This is a genomic window from Dyella flava (genome assembly GCF_016904955.1).
Taxonomy (GTDB): Bacteria; Pseudomonadota; Gammaproteobacteria; order Xanthomonadales; family Rhodanobacteraceae; genus Dyella_B; species Dyella_B flava.
Map to the genome: position 1 here is coordinate 292,304 of NZ_JADIKE010000039.1, position 19,273 is coordinate 311,576.

The window sequence follows — 19,273 nt, forward strand, 5'->3', positions numbered from 1 at the left end:
TAGCGGGCCGTTTTTCATGTCGACTCAGTGCTTGGCCGGTGGCGGACCTTGCACCACCTGCATCAGGCTTTGCGGCTTGAGATATTTCTTGAAGGCCGCCTGCACCTGTTCCGGCGTGAGTTCCAGATAGTGTTTGGCGGCCACCATCGGTTGATCCAGTGGCTCATCGTGCCAGGCCCAGGTCAGCAATGAACGGGCGATGCTGCTGATGCTGGCGACGCCGACCGGGATCGAGCGGATTTCATACTGACGCGCGTTGGTCAGCTCGTCTTCCTTCACCGGCGTGGTCTGCATGTCGATCAGGTTCTGGCGCACCAGGCCATCCACCGCCGCCACCTTGTCGGGGTCGCTGCCGTACTGCACGAAGAAGATCGAGCGCGAACGATCGAAGTGCAGGCCGGAACCGGCGCCATAAGCGTAACCATGCTTTACGCGGATATCGGCCATCAGGCGTGAGGCGAAACCGTTGCCGCCGAGCACGTCATTGCCCAGTTGCAGGGCATAGCGGTCAGGATCGTGCATGTTGAGCTCGATCATCTGCCCCATCAGCACCTGATCCTGCGAAGCATAGGGATTCTCGATCACGGTGTAGCCGGCCGGATTGGTCGGCACCGGCTTCGAGATCACATTCGGCCTGGGACCTTCGGCCTTCCATTGACCAAAGTAACGCTCCACCGTGGCCTTGGCTTGATCAGGCGTGACATTGCCGACGACGACGATGGTGGTCAGATCCGGGCGATAGGTCTTGGCGTAGTAGTCCTTGATGTCCTGCAAGGTGAGTTTGTTGACCGTATCCGGCGTGGCGAGCCGCAGGTCGGGATCACCCTTCGGCAGCAGGCCCTCCCGCAATGCCTTCATCATCTTGTATTGCGGCGACTGCATTTCGCCGGCCAGGGTGCGCGACAGCGTTTCCTGTTGCACGCTGAAACCCTGCTGCGGCAAGGCAGGGTGCAGTTCGTTATCGGCCAGCAACTGCACGCCGCGATCGAACTGATCGCTGAGCACGTCGACGCCGAAGTCGGTGCCGCCACTTTCCGTGGCGGAAATGTCGTCGAGCGCCTTGTGGAAGGCATCGCGATCCAGCGTGGTGGAGCCGTAGTCGAACAGCGTGGACAGCAGGCGTGCTGCACCTTCCTGTCCAGCCGGCTCGTGCAGTTTCGGATTGTTGTCGATATGGCCGACCACGCTGACGGTCTTGCTGATGGTTTCCGGCTGCACGATGAGGCGGATGCCGTTCGACAAGGTCATCTGCACGGGAGCCAGCGTCCAGCGCGGAATCTCAAGCTTGCTCAGTTTTTCGGCAGCCCAGGCTGGCAGCGGCTGATCGAGCTTGTCATTGCCAGCAAAAGATTCCGAACCGCCGAAGCCGGCGCTATCCGGTGGGCGTTGGCCGTTGTTGTCGGAGGTGAGCACGACGGTCACGCGTTGATCCGGCTTCAGGTATTCGCGTGCGACGCGGTTTACATCGTCCACGGTGACATTGCGAAATTGCTGTTCGGCTTCATCCGGTGAATTCAATCCCATCCACGCGATGGCTTGCGACCAGGCGCTGGCCAGCGTCACGGCGCTGTTCTTGTTGAATTCGGCTTGCGCGATTTCCGAACGCTTGGAGGCTTCAACCAGGTCGGCCGGCACGCCGTTCTTGAGCAGATCGTTAATCACACCGTCGAGATCGGTCTGGGCTTGCTTGGCGTCGCCACCCTTGGGGAAGCCGACCTCGATCAAACCCACGCCGCCGTAGCTGAAAGGCTGCAACTGCGCGTCGGAGCTAAGCACCTTGCCCTGCACAGCCAGTGCGCTCAACGAGCTGCGTGCGTTGTTGAGCACATCCAGCAGGATCTGCGCAGCGGCATTGTCATTGTCCTTCATGCCGGGCATGCGATACAGGAACTGCACCGATCCCGTGCCTTGCGGCGTGTTGGCGGCAATCGTTTCCGGCTTCACCGGTTGCAGTTTCAGCGGCGCGCGCTCGGGGGTCTTGCGCTCGGGAATCTTGCCGAACAAGTCGCGCACCTTGGCGAGCGTGCTGTGCGGATCGACATCGCCCACGATCACCAGCAGCGCGTTGTTCGGCGCGTACCAGTTCTTGTAGAACGCTTGCAGATCCTGGGCGGTGGTTTTGTCGAATGAAGGACGCGTACCCAGTGCATCTTCCGCATAGCCGGTACCTGCATACAGGATGCGCTCGGCTTTCTGGAAGGCGAGATAGCCCGGGTCGGAAATATCGCGCGACACCTCCTGCTCGATGGCGCCGCGCTCGCTATCCCAGTTTTTCTGCGTCAGCAGCGCGCCTTCCATGCGCGTCGATTCGATGTGCAGCAGAATGTCCAGATAATTGGACGGCGCGACAAAGTAAAACTGCGTGGCATCGTTGGTGGTGAAGGCATTGTTCTCGGCGCCCATCTTGCCGGTCATTTCATCGAGTTGCGCGCCGCTCATGCCCTGGCTGTCGCGGAACATCATGTGTTCCAGCGCATGCGCGGTGCCGGGAAAACCGTCCGGCGTGTGATAGCCGCCGGCCAGATAGGTGATCTGGGTGGTGACCATCGGTGAAAGCGTCTCGCGCACGATCACCACGCGCAGGCCGTTGTCCAGGGTGGCGTGCAACACCTTGCCGTCACCAGCGACGGCCTGCGACGCCGCGGGTGCATCGGCGCGAGCGGGGATGCTGGCGGCGACCAGTCCCAGGCTCAGCATTACGCTCCATGCCAATGTCTTGAGGGGTCTCGACATCATTTCGGATTCCTTAATATGAACAACGGTAGACCGCGGGATAGTGCCATAGTGCCCCGGTAAGGGATGCTCTGATCAATTCTGCGCGGGCGGCATGATGTCCAGAAGGCTCGCAGGCTGTGGCGCGTGGCGCAGGGAAGACTGGCTGTCTTGCCAAGCCGTGCGGCACAGCCTGCGGGCCTTCTGGACATCACCCCGTCATTTTAAATTCAATACGTTGGGGCCAATCCTGTCTGTTCGCACGCCTCTGGTCCGTCGTCTCGACAGACAGCCAGTCTGCCTTCGCCGACGGACCGGAGGCGTGCGAACAGACAGGACTGGTGACGCCCGCGCAGAATTGATCAGAGCATCCCTAGGCCCACGTGCCGGATTGCCCACTATCGATAACCGGCCGTGGGGGATATCTTGGCTGGACGCCGCAAATTTCTCAGGGGAGGTGCGCGACCATGTTGGTGGTAACGACCGAAAACGTACCCGGCCATCAGGTGGTCCAGGTCAAGGGGCAGGTGTTTGGCCTGGTAGTGCGCAGCCGCGGCATCGGCGGCAACATGATGGCCGGCATCCGTTCGCTGGTGGGTGGCGAGATCCACGAATACACCCAGATGCTGGAAGAAGCACGCCGCCATGCGCTCGACCGGCTGGTTTCCAACGCCAAGATGATGGGTGCCAATGCGGTGCTGATGATGCGTTTCGACTCCGCCGAAATCGGTCAGACCATGAGCGAAATCGTGGCCTACGGCACCGCCGTGGTGCTTGATCCCCCGACCTGAGCGGCGCCGACATGTTGCCTGTCGTGTTGTATGTGCTGGGTGGCTTGTTGCTGCTCGGGGCCGGTATTGCCGCCTTGACGGGCATGTTCGTGATGCTGCTGCCGCAATTGTTGTTTGGCGGTTTGTTGTTGGTGGTGGGGCTGGCGATTGAGCGCTGGCGTTACAAGCCTTTGTTGCGTACGGGGCCGGATCCGCGCTGGAAAGATACCGGTGAACGCTTTGTCGATCCCGGCAGCGGGCAACTTACCGCGGTGTATTTCGATCCGCAGCACGGCGAGCGTCATTACGTCGTCATCGATGAACAGGTTCGCCCGCGTTAACACGTCGCTATCGGCCGCTTCGATAGGATCGGTAGTCAATTCATTCGCATTTGAATCCTCAGGAAAGGAGTAAGCATGCCTTCAGGTAATCCGGTATTACGCGGCAAGGCGTTCCAGGGCCTGCCCGTCACGGGCGAACGCATGACCATGAACGGTACGATCACGCGCACCGCGCTGTTGCTGGCGCTGGCGGTGATCACTGGCGGCTGGACATGGCAGCGTTTCGTTGATGCGGCTGCAGGCGGTGACATGGCGGCGGCGCTGGCGGCCATAAGCCCGTTCATGTGGGGCGGCCTGATCGTGGGTTTGGTGATGGCGCTGGTCACCACGTTTGCGCAGCGCTGGGCCGGTATCACGGCACCGCTTTATGCCATTGCCGAAGGTTTTGCGCTGGGCGGCATTTCTGCCGTCATGAATCTGCGCTTCCCGGGCATCGTGCTGCAGGCAGTCATGCTGACAGTCGGCGTGTTGGCGGTGATGTTGCTGGCTTATCGCTCGGGTTGGATCAAGGTGACCGACAGGTTCCGCCTGGGTGTGGTGGCGGCGACGGGTGGCATTGCGCTGCTGTATGTCGTGGACATCGCGCTGCGCGCCTTTACCCACATCCAGATTCCCTTTATCCATGAAACCGGTGCGATCGGCATTGGCTTCAGCCTGCTGGTGGTGGGTCTGGCCGCGCTTAACCTGGTGCTGGATTTCGACCTGATCGACCGCGCCGCCGCGCAGGGTGCACCGAAGTACATGGAGTGGTACGGCGCTTTCGCGCTGATGGTGACCCTGGTGTGGCTGTATATGGAACTGCTGCGCCTCTTGTCCAAGGCGCGCCGCTAAGCGCACTTCGAATCACTCTTTACGCAAGATAGCCCCTCGTTCCAGCCTTCTCCCCCACCGGGGGAGAAGGAGACGAGCAAGGCAAAATGCTACCCTTGCCGTTTTTCCGACAGCAGGTGGGTATGACGAAAGAGGCCGGCCGTGGACACGCCTTGCTGGTCGGAGCAGGCATCCTGTGCAGCCGCCTGTTCGGCCTGGCGCGGCAACGGGTGTTTTCCCACTACTTTGGCCTGTCCGATGCGGCGGATATCTTCAGCGCCGCCTTGCGCGTCCCGAACTTCCTGCAGAACCTGTTCGGGGAGGGCGTGCTCTCGGCCTCCTTCATTCCGGTCTATGCGCGCCTGTTGGCGCAGCACAAGCAGGAAGACGCTGATCGCCTTGCTGGCGCCATCGCCGCAGCACTGGCCCTGATCATCGCGGTCATTGTGGCCTTGGGCGTACTGGCCACGCCTTATCTGTTATGGGCGATTGCGCCGGGTTATACCGGCGAGAAGCGCGAGCTGACGATTCTGATCGTTCGGATTCTGTTCCCGGGTACCGGCATCCTGGTGTGGTCGGCATGGTGCCTGGGCATTCTCAACAGTCACCACAAATTTTTCCTGTCTTACGCGGCGCCGGTGGTCTGGAATCTTTCCATGATCCTGACCATGCTGCTGTTCCGCCACCTGGATGCCGATCGCCTGATCGTCTATCTGGCGTGGGGCACGGTGCTGGGCTGCCTGTTGCAGTTCCTGGTGCAGTTGGGGCCGGTGTTGAAGCTGGTGCCGGGCATGCGCCTGCGGCTTGATTTGCGCAACATGCACGTGCGGCAAGTAGGTGGCAGCTTCCTGGGTGTCGCGGTCGGGCGTGGTGTGGTGCAGATCAGCGCATTCGTGGACCAGGCCATTTCCACCTTGCTGGGCAGTGGTGCGATTGCCGGCATGACCACGGCATCGTCCATCAACCTGTTGCCGGTCAGCCTGTTCGGCATGGCGATTTCCGCCTCGGAATTGCCCACGCTCTCCCGCATGGTGGGTGATCAGTTCGATGCGGATGTCGCGGCCAAGCTTTCGACACGCCTGAACAACGGCCTGGAGCGTATCGCTTTCTTTATCGTGCCTTCGGCCATGGCGTTTTTTGCCCTGGGTAATGTGGTGGTGGCGGCGCTTTATCAGTCCGGTGCATTTACCCGCAAGGATTCGTATTACGTGTGGGCGATTCTTGCCGGCTCCGGCGTGGGCTTGCTGGCGTCGACATTCGGGCGCCTGTATGCATCCACCTATTACGCGATGCGTGATACACGAACGCCCCTGCGCTTCGCAATCGTCCGACTGGTGTTTACCGCAGTACTTGGCCTGGCCAGTGCACTGTTGCTGCCGCCCATGTTTGGCCTCCCCTTGCAGTGGGGTGCCGTAGGTCTCACCGCATCAGCAGGTGTGGCCGGCTGGATCGAGTTCCATCTGTTGCGCCGCACGTTGAACAAGCAGCTTGGACCGACCGGCGTCTCCGCGGTGTTGATGGTGAAACTGTGGGTGGCAGCAGGATTGGCGGCGCTCGCTGCATGTCTCGTCGAACACTTCATGCCCGGCTACGGTCCGATCATCACGGCTATGTTCGTGCTATCGATCTACGGTGTTGCCTACTTTGCCATCACGTATCTGCTACGCATCCCCGTGTGCGTGGAGGTGCTTGGAAAAGTCCTGCGGCGTGTGGGCATACGCTGAAACGCGATGCTTCACAGATTGGTGGCCAGGTAGCCACCAATCTGCGCAAGCGGTTTCAGCGTGGACCGATCACCATCGGCTCCGGCTCCAGCTTCACGCCAAAGCGGGCCTGCACACCCTCGATCACGCGTTGCGCCAAAGCCCATAGTTCCTGGCCACTGGCTTTGCCATGGTTGACCAGCACCAGCGCATGGCGATTGGAAATGCCTGCATCGCCTTCGCGCATGCCCTTGAACCCGGCCGCTTCAATCAACCATGCGGCAGAAAGTTTCCAGCGCGCATCATCTCCCGGCCAGGCGACCAGTGCGGCGTGCTCGCGCTTGAGTGCTTCACCCTGGGCGGCATCGACGACGGGATTCTTGAAGAAGCTGCCGGCGTTACCGATCACCGCCGGATCGGGCAGCTTGCGGGTACGCAGATGCACCACGGCTTCGGCGACGTGAAACGGTGCGGGTTTGTCCACCCCCATGCGCTCCAGTTCCTCATGGATGCCGGCATAGTCCAGCCGCAATGCATGCGAACGGGGCAGGGCAAAGCGAACTGCGGTGACGATGAAGCGGTCCGGCTCGTGCTTGAACAGCGAATCGCGATAGGCAAAAGCGCAAGCCTGGCGATCCAGTGTCACCACGCGCCGCTCGCTTAAGTCCCAGGCTTCCACGCTTTCGATGAACTCGGCCACTTCCGTGCCGTAAGCGCCGATGTTCTGGATCGGTGCGGCACCCACCGTGCCGGGAATCAGGATCAGGTTTTCGAGTCCCGCAAAACCCTGGCCAAGCGTCCAGCGCACGAAGTCATCCCAGCGCTCGCCCGCGGCGACGGCGATACGAGAGACATCGCCATCCTGTTCGACGTGGACGCCACGGGTTTCCATCGCCAGCACGGTGCCGTCGACATCGCCTGTCAACAGAATATTGCTGCCTTCGCCCAGGACCAGCAAACGGCCCGCACGAATGGCGGGGAAGTCGAGCAGTTCCGGAAGCTTGGTTGCATCGCGTATTTCAGCGAGCAATTTTGCGCGCGCGGCGACGCGCAGTGTGTTGCGCGCGGCCAAGGGCGCGTTTTCGATCAGGGTGTATCCGCCCATGTCGGTGCGTTCAACGGCCATCGCGCTGCTCCTGCTGCCGGCGGACTTCGTTGACGCATTCGGCAATCAACGCCGGGCCGCGATAGATCAGGCCCGAATAGATCTGCACGAGTCGCGCGCCGGCGTCGATCTTTTCCACTGCATCCTGTCCTTCAAGAATGCCACCCACGCCGACGACACCGATACGACCGCCAAGACGGCGGCGCATGCCGCGCACCACCTCGGTGGAGCGCGACAGCAGCGGGCGTCCAGACAGGCCGCCGGTCTCATTACCCAGCGGATCGTTAGCGACAGCGGAATGATCAATCGTGGTGTTGGTGCAGATCACGCCATCGATCTGGGTGGCCAGCAATACGTCGGCGATGCTGTCCAACTCCGCCTCGCTGAGATCCGGAGCGATCTTCAGCAACATCGGTTTGCGCTTGCCTTGCTGCGAACCCAGCCGCTCTTGTGCTTCACGCAGGGTTTCGATAAAGCGACGCAGCGTCGCTTCTTCTTGCAGATCGCGCAGACCCTTGGTATTGGGCGAGGAAATATTGACGGTGATGTAGCTGGCGTGTGCGTAGACGCGTTCCAGGCAGAACAGGTAATCGTCCACCGCCTTGTCGTTCGGGGTGTCCTTGTTCTTGCCGATATTGATGCCGAGCACACCGCGATAGCTGGACTTCTGCACGTTGCGCACCAGCGCATCGACGCCTTCGTTGTTGAAGCCCATGCGGTTGATGATGGCTTCGTGTTGTGGCAGGCGGAACAGGCGCGGGCGGTCGTTGCCGATCTGCGGGCGCGGCGTCACCGTGCCGACTTCGATGAAGCCAAAGCCCAGCGCACCCAGCGCATCAAGATGGGCGGCGTTCTTGTCCAGGCCGGCGGCGAGGCCGACAGGATTGGGGAAACGCAGGCCAAAGGCTTCGGTAGGCAGGTCCTGTGGCGGGGTGGCTACGAAGCGGCCCAGCTCGCTGCGGTGGGCCACGTCCAGCCCGTAGAGCGTCAGACCGTGGGCGGTCTCCGCATCCAGCTTGAACAGCAGGGGACGAATCCAGTCATACATCAAGTAAGCTCTCCGACGTAAACGCGGGTGTCGTAGTCGAAGCTTATCTTGCCGTCGGTCTGGCAGTCATCGAACAGCTTGCACAGTGCATCGATCATGGGGGCGTGATTCGGGTGGCCTTCCTTGGGTGCATACGACGAAGACATCAGCCTTCCACGCAATGCGTCGAAGTCCAGCAGCTGGCGGTGATCGAACTCCGCGGTGCCACGCCAGCCGGTACCGAACCACTCGCGCATAACCGGTTCATCGGCATAACGTTCGGCCACGCTGGTGTAATCCGTGCCATAGGTTTGCAGCAGTGCTTCGTAACCGACCAGGAATGGCGTGCTGGTCAGCCGGCGCGAGTTCCAGTAGATGGCCGCCAGGCCACCTCGGCGCAGGATGCGATGGAATTCCTGGCGCGTGCTGCTCGGATCGAACCAATGAAAAGCTTGTGCCACCGAGACCAGATCGACGCTGCCGTCTTTCAGCGTGGTGGCGTCGGCACGTCCATCCACCGCATGAAAACGGGGATTGCCACCCAGCCATGTCACGGCTGCCTCACGCATCGCGGCATTGGGTTCAACGGCCGTCACCGGATGTCCGGCATCGAGAAACATCTTGCTGGAAATGCCGGTGCCCGCACCGACATCCGCGACAAGCCAAGCGGGTGTGACACCTTGCACATCCCGCAGCCAGTCGAGCAGGGCCGTGGGGTAGGTGGGGCGATAGCGGACATAATCGGCAACGCGATTGCTGAAGCGTTCGGTGGATTTCAGATCAGGCATGCTGGTTTATCCCGAAAGAAGTTGGCCGCCATCGACGCAGAGCGTCTGCCCGGTAATCCAGCTCGCCCAGGGCGATGCAAGGAATAGCGCGGCATGGGCAATTTCCTCTGGCTTGCCGAAACGTCCGAACGGAATCTTGGCAAGCGTGTTGTGATACAGCGCGGGTGTCTCGCGCTTGCGGCGATCCCAGATGCCGTCAGGAAATTCGATCGAGCCGGGCGCGATGGCATTGACCCGAATGCGATCCTTGGCCAGGTCGAGTGCTTGCGAGGTCGTGTATTGGCTCAGCGCCGCCTTGATCGCCGCATACGGCGCACTGCGCGTACTGGGATGAAACGCGGCAATGGAACTGGTGTGCAGGATGCTCGCCTGTGGCGAGGCTTCAAGATAAGGCAGCGCTGCACGTGAAGCGCGTACCGCAGCCAGCAGGTCGATATTGAAGCCCGCCGCCCAGCCTTCTTCGGTGTCGTCGAAGCCGTAGCCGCTGGCGTTGTTGATCAGCACGTCGATGCCGCCGAGTGATACGGCTGCATTGGCGATGTACGCATCGATGGCTGCGGCGTCGCCCAGATCACAGGATTGCCGGTGCACCGGAACGCCATGTGCCGCGATGGCCGCGGCGGTTTCATCGAGTGCGGCCTGACCGCGTGCACAGATCGATACGGCCGCGCCTGATGCGGCGAAAGCCAGCGCCATGCTGCGGCCAATGCCCTTGCTGCCACCGGCAATCACGACGCGGTAGCCGTGGAAGTCAAACGGGGAGATGCTTGAAGGTGACGTCATGCCACAGTCCTTCTGGGAGGGATCCCCTCTACCCTCCGGAGAGAAGGTTAGGCTGAAGGGCGATCTTGCGATAAGGCGGCTTCAAACGAATGCTCTGAGGTTTTATCGCGAGCGCACCCTTCACCTCAGTCTTCTCTTCCACAGGGACGACCTGGCGGCCGTCCCTGTGGAGAGGGAGCTGGCAGTCTTACAAATCGAACTTAATGCCCTGCGCCAGCGGTAGCGCGTTCGAGTAGTTGATGGTGTTGGTCTGACGGCGCATATACACCTTCCACGCATCCGAACCGGACTCGCGGCCGCCGCCCGTTTCCTTCTCACCACCGAAGGCACCGCCGATCTCTGCACCGGAGGTGCCGATATTGACGTTGGCAATGCCGCAGTCCGAGCCGGCCGCCGACAGGTACTGCTCGGCCGACTTCAGGTTTTGCGTGAAGATCGACGACGACAGACCCTGCGGCACGCTGTTCTGCAACTCGATGGCTTCGTCCAGCGTCTTGAACGGCATGATGTAGAGGATCGGAGCGAAGGTCTCCGTCTGCACCACTTCATCGCTGTTCTTAAGACCGGTGACAATGGCGGGCAACACGAAATTGCCCTTGCGGTCGGTGAGGGCCGCACCGCCGGTGCGCACCGTGCCGCCGCTGGCCTTGGCCTTTTCGATCGCGGCCAGATAGGCATGCACCGCATCCTTGCTGTTGAGCGGTCCCATCAGCGTGGTGGCGAGGGTGGGATCGCCGATCTTGCCTTCGACTTGCTTGTAGGCGGCGATCAGCTTGTCCGTCACTTCACCGATGATGGACTCATGCACAAACAGGCGGCGCGTGCTGGTGCAGCGCTGGCCGGCGGTGCCGACGGCGCCGAACACGATGGCTGGAATGGCCAGCTTCAGGTCCGCGCTTTCGTCCACGATGATGGCATTGTTGCCGCCCAGTTCCAGCAGCGAACGGCCCATGCGCTTGACGACGCGCTCGCCCACGTGACGGCCCACCTTGGTCGAGCCGGTGAAGCTGATCAGCGGAATGCGATGGTCGTCGACAAATGCCTGCGACAGCTCGGTGCCGGCGTCATTGAACAGGAAGAACAGATCCGGGAAGCCGCCGGCCTTCAGCGCTTCGTTGCAGATCTTCATGGTGGCGATGGCCGAGAGCGGCGTCTTCGGCGACGGCTTCCAGATGCAGATATCGCCGCAGATGGTGGCCAGCATCGCGTTCCATGCCCACACGGCTACCGGGAAGTTGAAGGCGCTGATGATGCCGACCAGTCCCAGCGGATGGTATTGCTCATACATGCGATGGCCGGGACGCTCCGAGTGCATGGTGTAGCCGTAGAGCATGCGGCTCTGGCCCACCGCGAAATCGGCGATGTCGATCATTTCCTGTACTTCGCCATCACCTTCCGGCTTGATCTTGCCCATCTCCAGTGCGACCAGAGAACCCAGCGCATCCTTGTGCTTGCGCAATGCTTCGCCGCACAGGCGCACAGCTTCGCCACGCTGCGGGGCAGGGGTGGTACGCCAAACCTTGAAGGCTTCCTGGGCACGCTTGACGATGATGTCGTAATCGGCGGCGCTGGAGGCATGCACGGTGCCGATCACCTCGCCCGTTGCCGGGTTCAACGGCTGCAGTGTGCCGGCGTTGGTGGTCTTGGACCACTCGCCCTGGCCGAGATAGGTGCCCGACTGCTCGCCAGTAAGACCGAGCGCCTTGAGGATTTCGTGGGACATGCGTGCTCCTGAGCCTGACGCCAGATGGCGCCTCGAATGTGGGGAAATCCCTATTCTATCAGGCGCGCCGCCCGGGCCGGTTTCCGATGGATCGCGCTCCCCGCCGATCCATGCCAAAACCGCAGCCCATCAGGCTTTTCCAGCCATGCCCTGTAGCTCAGTTGGATAGAGCATCCCCCTCTTAAGGTCGCGGTGTGTTTGCAAGCTATTGATTGCAAACAAACATGCCGACGTATGGTAAGCAGGAAAATGCAGCGAAATGCGTACTTTGTGTAGTGTGTAGACCTCTACAGGCTGATCTTTTGGACCTCGTTCATCTCGCCTATCGGACATAGATGGGCATACATTTTGGTGGTCTTGTAGTTGGCATGGCCGGCGAATTTCTGGATACGCCTGAGTGGCACGCCAGCCGTCGCCAGGTGCGCAGCAAGGTGTGCCGGAGCCGATGAGGGTGCCACCTATCGTGGCCCTCGTGGCGTCCACCGTGAACCAGTCCGAGATGGTGTCGGCGTGGCGACTGACGAATTTGTGCGGCAGGCTGGCCAACGCCTCGACGGCGGCGGCATTCGGCGGCACCTCTCTCCTCTTGCCCGACTTTGTGCGCAGCTTCGCGCTAATCGGCTCGATCCCAATCCTCTCCTCACCGCCATAACTGACCACCTCATTCTTGGTTGCTTTGGCGATCTCGCCATGACGCATAACGTCAAATGCCTTATATGTAATTTTATGGCCTTTTTATAAAATCACGCCGATGCTTTGGTAGTGGCTTCGATTGCGATAGGGGCGGCCTTCCTTGGGGTAAGAAGACGCTTCCCGGGTAGCTCTATATAGCGATAGGTGATGGTGGCTACGCCGATAACGACCAGGAATACCGACATCAGAACAAGTGGGCTGGCTGGGTCGATGGATAGCTTGAAGCGATCCAGCAGCACCATTCCAGAGAGAAGTATCGGAAAGTGAACGAGGTAGATCGAATAGGAGCGTTCGCCAAGAAAGATCATGGGCCTGATGGACAGATACTTAGCGGCCCATGAACTTCTAAGCGCCAGTACGATCAGGCAAGGGAATCCGATAAACATCACTAGAATGTCACTGTTATGCCCGTTCATCGTCCGCGTATAAAGCCGCCACGATAGGACCAAGCATAGTGCTACAAACAAACCATTGGCTATAGCGGGATATTTGTCGATACGACTCTCTAGATGCTTGGCATAAGCCCTATATGTCAAGGTGCCGATGAAGAACCCGATGCATGTGCGGGCGACTGGCCCCGGCACAAAACCGAAAACTACGCCTAGGCTAAAAATCCCCTGGTGATTCAACGGAACGATGAAGAGTATCGCCAGCATCAATGCTGCGAAGATGGCAATCCTTCGCCGCAATGTGATCACCAGCATGAAGGCGATGTTTACAAGAAATTCCGTGGAAACTGACCATGACGGATGGTTGAATGACGCGCCTCCTTGACGAAAGCCTGCTGTTTGCATAAGCACCAAATTCAATATGAAGTTGTATGCATTGTTGTTCTGAAGGATTTTATTCAGAATGATGTTGTCAGCTGGTGCTAGCCATTGGATTGCCACGACGGCTAATAGCATTACGAAGTGAAGCGGGTAGAGCCTGGCGATACGTTGCCGCAGATTGCTTATGACGTCATATCGGCGATCATCATTCCAGTAAGCGCGAGCTAGCACGAATCCCGATAGTACGAAAAAGAAGTCGACCATCACGCCGCCATTGCGATAGAACGGCTCGAGCACGATCTTCATCGGCTCGGCAAAGAAGTAACCCCGAAAGTGCCAGCAGATCACGCCCAGCGCTGCGATGGCGCGCATGCTATCCAATGTCGGTAATCTTGCTTTCCGATCCATGCCTGTCCCCTGTTTTGCGCATGGTAAATCATCCCCGCCTAGCTATACTTAGGCGTCCACAAAGTCCAAAATGCGTAGACTTTGTGTAGAGTGGCCTCGCGCCCCCGTAGCTCAGTTGGATAGAGCGTCCCCCTCCTAAGGGGAAGGTCGTACGTTCGAATCGTATCGGGGGCACCATTTTCCGCTTTAGCGGTTTTTTTATTGGATGATGTCCGCCTAGCCGTTTGCAGGCTTCCTTTGCGGCTTTCTCTCGTCCGACTTGGCCTTTGGTCATCGCTTGCGTACAGCCATAAAGGTGACTTCGTAACTTCTGCAAGGCAGGGAATGCTTTTGCGCGCTGAGATGCAGTGCACAAATTGTCGTCACGCACCTTATTGGACCTAAAAACGTCAGCCATGCGTAAGATGCGCGCGGTTTTTAGCGTGCTAACGCGACGAAGTTATGCGCCAGCTGAACCGTCCCGGTTTTTGTTAGGGTGGTTGTCAACGCGGGCCATGGCTGCTCGTTCATGGCCACTGTGCGGGGGGTGAGGGGCACACGATGGGACGCTAGATGAGACACCATCGGTACCGCTATACAAAAATTGATGACCCCACCCGGCGCATGCATGCCGCTTTCTTCAGCAATGGCGAGGCGGCAGATTCCAAAAGTAACGTCCGCTAACACATTCAAGGAATTTGCTATGAATGCAAAGTCGAAGCTTTCCATCATCAGCTTGGTAATCGGTGCAGCGATTGCCGCCGGTCCGGTTATGGCCCAGTCGCAGACCGACGTCCCGGGTCATCCGCGCATCAATGAAGTCAACAACCGCCTGAACAATCAGCAGAACCGCATCAACAACGGCTTGAAGAACGGCACCATGACGACCAAGCAAGCCGATCGTGATGAAACGCGCGATGCCAATATTGCTCGCCGTGAAAGCGTGGACGAGGCCAAGAACGGTGGTCACCTGACCAAGCAGGAACAAAACAACCTCAATCGTTCCGAGAACCACAACAGCCGCGCCATTTACAAGCAGAAGCACTGACCCCGGCCGAAATGGTCATGTGAGCCTCGAGCCTCCCGTGTTCGCACGGGAGGCTTTTTGTGCGATGTCGTGCCGGCTTTCGGTAAGTCGGGACGATGTCACGCTTGCTTGAACAAGCCAACTGCGAGCAGCCGGACGATGGCGCCCATCGTTATCCGCCCCGAAAATCAGCCGGGGTTTGCATCATCGACACACAACATGTTTCGTCCGGCGACCTTCGCCTGATAAAGCGCCCGGTCAGCGCGCATCGTCAGCTGACTCATGGTCTCGCCCGGCAGCCTGATCGCGAGGCCCCCGCTGAGGCTGTAAGTGCAAGTGCCGTTATCGGTCACGACAGCATGCCGCATTGCCGCGTTTCGTAGCCGCTCAGCCAGGGATCGCGCGTGGTCAAGCGCGATGTCGGGCATCAAAATCACAAACTCCTCGCCCCCCATGCGCCCCAGCGCATCGCCCGCACGCAGCGTTGAACGCACCAATTCAACGAACTCGCGTAACACCTTGTCGCCGCCGCCATGTCCAAAGGTGTCGTTGATGGATTTGAAATGATCCAGATCGACGATCAAGCATGCCAGGGACGAACGGCTTCGATCGGCTGCCGTCAAAAGCGCCCGTGCTACCGATGCGAAACCTTCACGTGAGAGAGCTCCGGTAAGAAAATCCCGGTTCACCGCGTCGCGTGCGTTGAACAGCAGCGCATCGTGTACCATCATCATTCCGCACATCAGCAATACCGGCATGATGGCGGCACCCACGCACAACAGCACAACATTCACCGTCGCGTCGAAGGTCAGCGCATCCGACACGTGGGATAGCGTCGTGAAGTAGATGCCTCTGGCCGCTTGGCAGGTGGCAAACATCACCGTCACGCCTATCGTCGCGACATAGGGATAACGTGCGCGTCCCATGTTCCGATTGCGTGCTACGAGGATGGCGATGGCAATACATATCGCCGCGGTAAATCCTGTTGATACCACCACACGCATGGGAATGCTGTCCACGACATATCGCCAGTACGCCAAGGCCGGCACCGTCATCGCCGCGCAAAACAACAATAAAGGCCAGCGTGCCGGGCGGTGAAGAAAACGCGCAAAACCGGCGTACAGCGTCACGCCCGCCAGCGCTACCAGCGCATTGGCAATCACGATCGATATGAAGTCGGAAATGTGGCCGCGCAACAGCAACAGCGGCAATGCAACGATGAGCACCACATTGGCGATTAGCCATTCCCATACACCCGGCATGCCCGAGCGCAACAATGAGCCGAGCAAAGGCAGCATCAGCAGGCCCAAAAGCCAGGTCGTGGCGAGTGCTACTGATACGGCGGACGTCATAGGGAACGGGCGTTAAGGTGCAGGGCAATCTATGCCGCAATATTTAATGGCAGTCCTTGTCCAAAACTTGAAACCCGGGGCGATTCCACCCCGCAGGCTCGCATTGCTACTCCAACGCTTCACGTTCGACCCCTGCTCATGCGGCTATAACGAGTCACGCTCCTGGAACCAGGCGACGTGCGAGGGTAACGGCAACAAGCGCGGCAGACCAACCCAATGGAGGCCACCGCCGTCGAAGTACTTGTGCCTTGAAGGTGAATGGGATTGAACGCCGTCGGGCGGTGGGTACAAAAAACCCGCCAGATGGCGGGTTTTAGATTGTCGAACGCCGTTGGACTGGGTTGGACGGATATCTGGTGCCGGAAATAGGAATCGAACCTACGACCTACGCATTACGAATGCGCCGCTCTACCAACTGAGCTATTCCGGCTGAGCCGTCTAGTTTACGGGGCCGTCCCATTGGCTGCAAGCCGTCGGGGCAGGGAAGAGGTGTCATCGGAATAGGCTGATAGGTTGCGGGCCTATTCCTGAGTGCATTTCGGCTCATTGCCCGTACTTCACTAGGCGGCAATGGCTGACTGGCGTGACCCCTGCCGCAGGGTGACAGTGTCCGCAGGGATAACAAGGGATGTCGTCCATGCTGAATCTATCGTCCCAGAGGGGCGTGACCTTGGTCGAAGTGCTGGTTGCGGTGCTGATCTTCAGTATCGGGCTGACCGGTGCGGCAGGCTTGCTGGTGATGTCGGCGCGTTCCAGCCACGGTGCTTACCTGCGTACCCAAGTGACCTTTCTTGCACAGAGCATGGCCGATCGCATGCAGGCCAATCCCATCGGTGTATGGATGGGGGATTACAACGGGAGCTATCCGAATCCCGTCAGCCAGGATTGTGCAGCAGGGTGCACACCTCGACAGCTGGCTGTGCATGACAAGGGGATCTGGAGCCGCCAGCTCACCACGTTCCTGCCCGCAGGCGTGCAAGCGAATATTTTGTGCGACAACACCGGACTGTCCTATGTCCCGGGGCCAGATGAACGAGTGCTACGCCCGCCCTACGGGGGCACGTGCAAGATGCAAGTCAGCTGGACCGGACAGGGCATCGGCGCGGTCGGTTCGGATAAAAATGATCACGCGCAGGAAACATTGGCCTGGGAGTTCCAGCCATGACGGGCCGCCTGCATAGCCAGCGCGGGATGTCGCTGGTCGAACTGATGATCGCGATGGTGCTCGGCATGCTGGTCAGTGCGAGCGTGATCGCGGTGTTTACGTCATCGTCAACAAGCCAGCTTGCGCAGGAACAGTTGATGCGCCTGCAGGAAGAGGGGCGTTTCGCCGTCACCCAGATCAAGAACGATCTGGCCATGAGTGGTGCTCAATACTGCAATGGTTCGGGTGGCAGTGCGTATGCCAGCGCAGCAGGGCCTTACCTGGATCAATTGCGTGCCCCCACCGTGTATGCCAGCGCCCCGGGCGCCTTGAGAGCCGCATTGAGCGATGTCACAACGCCATGGGGCAGCCCCTATCCGCCGCAGCCGGTCGAGCCGTATTCCCTGCCTTCATTCTTGTCGATGCGTGGTTACGATTGCTCAGCCGGCGATTGCAAACCCGTCGATCCAAGCGACAAGCGAAATCCGAATGGATTCGGCATTCCCGCCATGGGCACAACGGTCGACGCCCGGGTGGTGGGTGCTTCGGTGCTTACCGTGCGCTATCTGGATGCTTCCGGCGGCTGGACACTGGCGCCCGACGGGCGTGGGTTGAACGTCACTGCGGATGGTTCGGTGTCCATCGATCTCGGCACGGCCACCAGCAAATGGACCCCGGCTGACTTCAAGCCCAGTCATCCGCTGGCGATGCTGGCCGATTGTTCCAGCGCACAGATTTTCTCCGTCTCAGGCCAGGGCACGTCCCAGCTTGTATCCACCGGCAGTAACTTCGTGCAGCCCGCCATCTTTCAGAACATGGCTGCACCGAAATTGTTTGACCTCAGCCTGGACATGCTGTCGGTGACTTATTTCCTGAAAGTGGTCGACAACGGCGATGGCATGGGACACACCACCGGCGCCTTGATTCGCCGCATCAACGGCGGCAACGGCGAGCGCAAAGGTTCCTCCGAGGAAATTGCCAGAGGCGTCGAGCGGCTCGACTTCAAATACGGTGTGCAACATGCCGATGGCACCGTGCGCTATTACACCGCCGCGCAGGTCGACAACAGTACGCGGGCCGATTGTCCGTCCTTGCCATTGCCGATCCTGGGCGATAACGGCCATGGCTGCCTGTGGCGCTCGGTGAGCCTGGTTGAAGTCGATCTGGTGATGGACGGACAGCAACCGCTGCATTCGCTGGCGCCGGACGAACTGGCTTACACCTATGCCACCGATGGCATCGTTGAGCCGGCCCCGCCGACGGCCGATCAGCGCAAAGTCACACCGCTGCAGCAGGGCTTTCCCTTACCGATGCTTCGACGCGAATTCACCGCAGTCGTCGCATTGCGCAACTTCAATCCCTAGTCATGCCCACTCGTTGCAAGGACGCAGACATGCTTATACATCGCAGAAGACGAAATGCATTACTTCGATCATCACGCCGGCAATCAGGCTTTGCCTTGGCGATGGCGCTGATCTTCCTGTTGCTTATCACCATGCTGGCGGTTGGTGCTTCTCACCACGCCTTGTTGCAGCAGCGCATGGCCGGCAGCCTGCGCAATGCGCAACAGGCCAGGATGAGCGCCGAGACCGCATTGCGGGGCGTGGAATACAAGATCTGGTCGCTGGCACGCCAGCCGGGTGTTCATCTGCATTGCCAGGAAGATAGTTTTTCTTCCGACGATGCATGCATCATCTTCCGCCCATTGAGCTCGGCTTATGCCGCCCAGGGAAAAGTAACGAAGTTCCAGACAAGTGCAGGCTGGATATCGAACATCGGCGAGAGCTACACCGGCCCCACGCGTAAGGGTTACACCAGCAATGCCGGGCAGCCGACCGCGATCATCGCCAGGAATCCGATGTACATCGTCGAAGATCTCGGCAGTGAGCGGCCACCCGGTGCCGGTGCCTTGCACGAATCCGGCAACACGGGGCCGAACAACGGCAATACGGGGCAACCTGATATTCATGTCTATCGCATCACGGCACGCGGCACCGGCGGCAACCCGAATGTCGTGAGCGTGGTGCAGAGCACTTTCGATGCACCGGCCAGCCGCTGAGATGAAGCATTCATTCGTGTCGACATGGATAGGCAGGTGCGGTGCATCTGTCTGTTTAATCGCTTTTTCTCAGCACGCG

17 protein-coding genes and 2 tRNA genes are annotated in these 19,273 nt (G+C 59.7%); 9 read left to right on the plus strand and 10 right to left on the minus strand.

Translation table 11 applies throughout. The annotated features are described in order from the left end of the window. Positions 1-24: 24 nt before the first annotated feature. Positions 25-2,736: a M16 family metallopeptidase gene (locus ISP19_RS19675; RefSeq protein WP_204684110.1), complete on the minus strand. Its 2,712-nt coding sequence runs from the start codon at positions 2,734-2,736 to the stop codon at positions 25-27. 443 nt (positions 2,737-3,179) lie between these two features. On the opposite strand from ISP19_RS19675, the gene ISP19_RS19680 reads away from it, so the two are divergent. The 4 genes from ISP19_RS19680 to murJ all read left to right on the plus strand — a co-directional run bounded on the left by ISP19_RS19680 (position 3,180) and on the right by murJ (position 6,357). After that, positions 3,180-3,503 carry a YbjQ family protein gene (locus ISP19_RS19680; RefSeq protein ID WP_204684111.1) on the plus strand — a complete coding sequence of 108 codons (324 nt, stop codon included), beginning with the start codon at positions 3,180-3,182 and terminating at the stop codon, positions 3,501-3,503. Between the two features lie 11 nt (positions 3,504-3,514). Next, positions 3,515-3,823, plus strand: a complete 309-nt coding sequence (locus ISP19_RS19685; protein ID WP_204684112.1) for a hypothetical protein — start codon at positions 3,515-3,517, stop codon at positions 3,821-3,823. Positions 3,824-3,898: 75 nt separating this feature from the next. Further along, positions 3,899-4,654, plus strand: coding sequence for a Bax inhibitor-1/YccA family protein (locus ISP19_RS19690; RefSeq protein WP_204684113.1), 756 nt, complete (start codon positions 3,899-3,901; stop codon positions 4,652-4,654). Positions 4,655-4,776: 122 nt separating this feature from the next. Further along, complete coding sequence (gene murJ / locus ISP19_RS19695) at positions 4,777-6,357, plus strand: murein biosynthesis integral membrane protein MurJ (protein ID WP_204684114.1); 1,581 nt, start codon at positions 4,777-4,779, stop codon at positions 6,355-6,357. A gap of 55 nt (positions 6,358-6,412) precedes the next feature. Here murJ and murB read toward each other — a convergent pair whose 3' ends face one another. The 7 genes from murB to ISP19_RS19730 form a co-directional block, all read right to left on the minus strand. After that, a complete protein-coding gene (murB, locus tag ISP19_RS19700; RefSeq protein ID WP_204684397.1) occupies positions 6,413-7,441 on the minus strand; it encodes a UDP-N-acetylmuramate dehydrogenase in 1,029 nt (342 codons plus the stop codon). 10 nt (positions 7,442-7,451) lie between these two features. Beyond that, complete coding sequence (locus ISP19_RS19705) at positions 7,452-8,489, minus strand: quinone-dependent dihydroorotate dehydrogenase (protein WP_204684115.1); 1,038 nt, start codon at positions 8,487-8,489, stop codon at positions 7,452-7,454. Beyond that, entirely contained in the window at positions 8,489-9,256 is a 768-nt protein-coding gene (locus ISP19_RS19710) for a class I SAM-dependent methyltransferase (RefSeq protein ID WP_204684116.1), read from the minus strand. The genes ISP19_RS19705 and ISP19_RS19710 overlap by 1 nt, the downstream gene beginning before the upstream one ends. A gap of 6 nt (positions 9,257-9,262) precedes the next feature. Further along, a complete protein-coding gene (locus ISP19_RS19715; protein WP_204684117.1) occupies positions 9,263-10,039 on the minus strand; it encodes an SDR family NAD(P)-dependent oxidoreductase in 777 nt (258 codons plus the stop codon). 187 nt (positions 10,040-10,226) lie between these two features. After that, entirely contained in the window at positions 10,227-11,762 is a 1,536-nt protein-coding gene (gene amaB / locus ISP19_RS19720) for an L-piperidine-6-carboxylate dehydrogenase (protein WP_204684118.1), read from the minus strand. 129 nt (positions 11,763-11,891) lie between these two features. Then, a complete protein-coding gene (locus ISP19_RS19725; protein WP_239556957.1) occupies positions 11,892-12,461 on the minus strand; it encodes a site-specific integrase in 570 nt (189 codons plus the stop codon). A 44-nt stretch (positions 12,462-12,505) separates the two neighbouring features. Continuing rightward, a complete protein-coding gene (locus tag ISP19_RS19730; RefSeq protein WP_204684119.1) occupies positions 12,506-13,633 on the minus strand; it encodes an acyltransferase family protein in 1,128 nt (375 codons plus the stop codon). Positions 13,634-13,733: 100 nt separating this feature from the next. Between ISP19_RS19730 and ISP19_RS19735 the strand changes: the two genes are divergently transcribed. Both ISP19_RS19735 and ISP19_RS19740 read left to right on the plus strand, forming a co-directional pair. Then, positions 13,734-13,810: transfer RNA gene (locus ISP19_RS19735), tRNA-Arg, on the plus strand. Between the two features lie 505 nt (positions 13,811-14,315). After that, complete coding sequence (locus tag ISP19_RS19740) at positions 14,316-14,660, plus strand: hypothetical protein (protein WP_204684120.1); 345 nt, start codon at positions 14,316-14,318, stop codon at positions 14,658-14,660. Between the two features lie 167 nt (positions 14,661-14,827). Here the strand turns inward: ISP19_RS19740 and ISP19_RS19745 are convergent, their stop codons facing one another. Then, positions 14,828-15,991: a GGDEF domain-containing protein gene (locus tag ISP19_RS19745; RefSeq protein WP_204684121.1), complete on the minus strand. Its 1,164-nt coding sequence runs from the start codon at positions 15,989-15,991 to the stop codon at positions 14,828-14,830. Between the two features lie 354 nt (positions 15,992-16,345). Continuing rightward, positions 16,346-16,421 (minus strand) — tRNA-Thr (locus ISP19_RS19750). 207 nt (positions 16,422-16,628) lie between these two features. Here ISP19_RS19750 and pilV point away from each other — a divergent pair. From pilV to ISP19_RS19765, 3 genes are all read left to right on the plus strand, one after another. Further along, positions 16,629-17,156: a type IV pilus modification protein PilV gene (gene pilV / locus ISP19_RS19755; RefSeq protein WP_204684122.1), complete on the plus strand. Its 528-nt coding sequence runs from the start codon at positions 16,629-16,631 to the stop codon at positions 17,154-17,156. Then, positions 17,153-18,499, plus strand: a complete 1,347-nt coding sequence (locus ISP19_RS19760; protein ID WP_204684123.1) for a PilW family protein — start codon at positions 17,153-17,155, stop codon at positions 18,497-18,499. Before pilV ends, ISP19_RS19760 begins: the two co-directional genes overlap by 4 nt. Positions 18,500-18,594: 95 nt before the next feature. Continuing rightward, positions 18,595-19,194, plus strand: a complete 600-nt coding sequence (locus ISP19_RS19765) for a pilus assembly PilX family protein (RefSeq protein WP_204684124.1) — start codon at positions 18,595-18,597, stop codon at positions 19,192-19,194. The last annotated feature ends 79 nt before the right edge of the window (positions 19,195-19,273 follow it).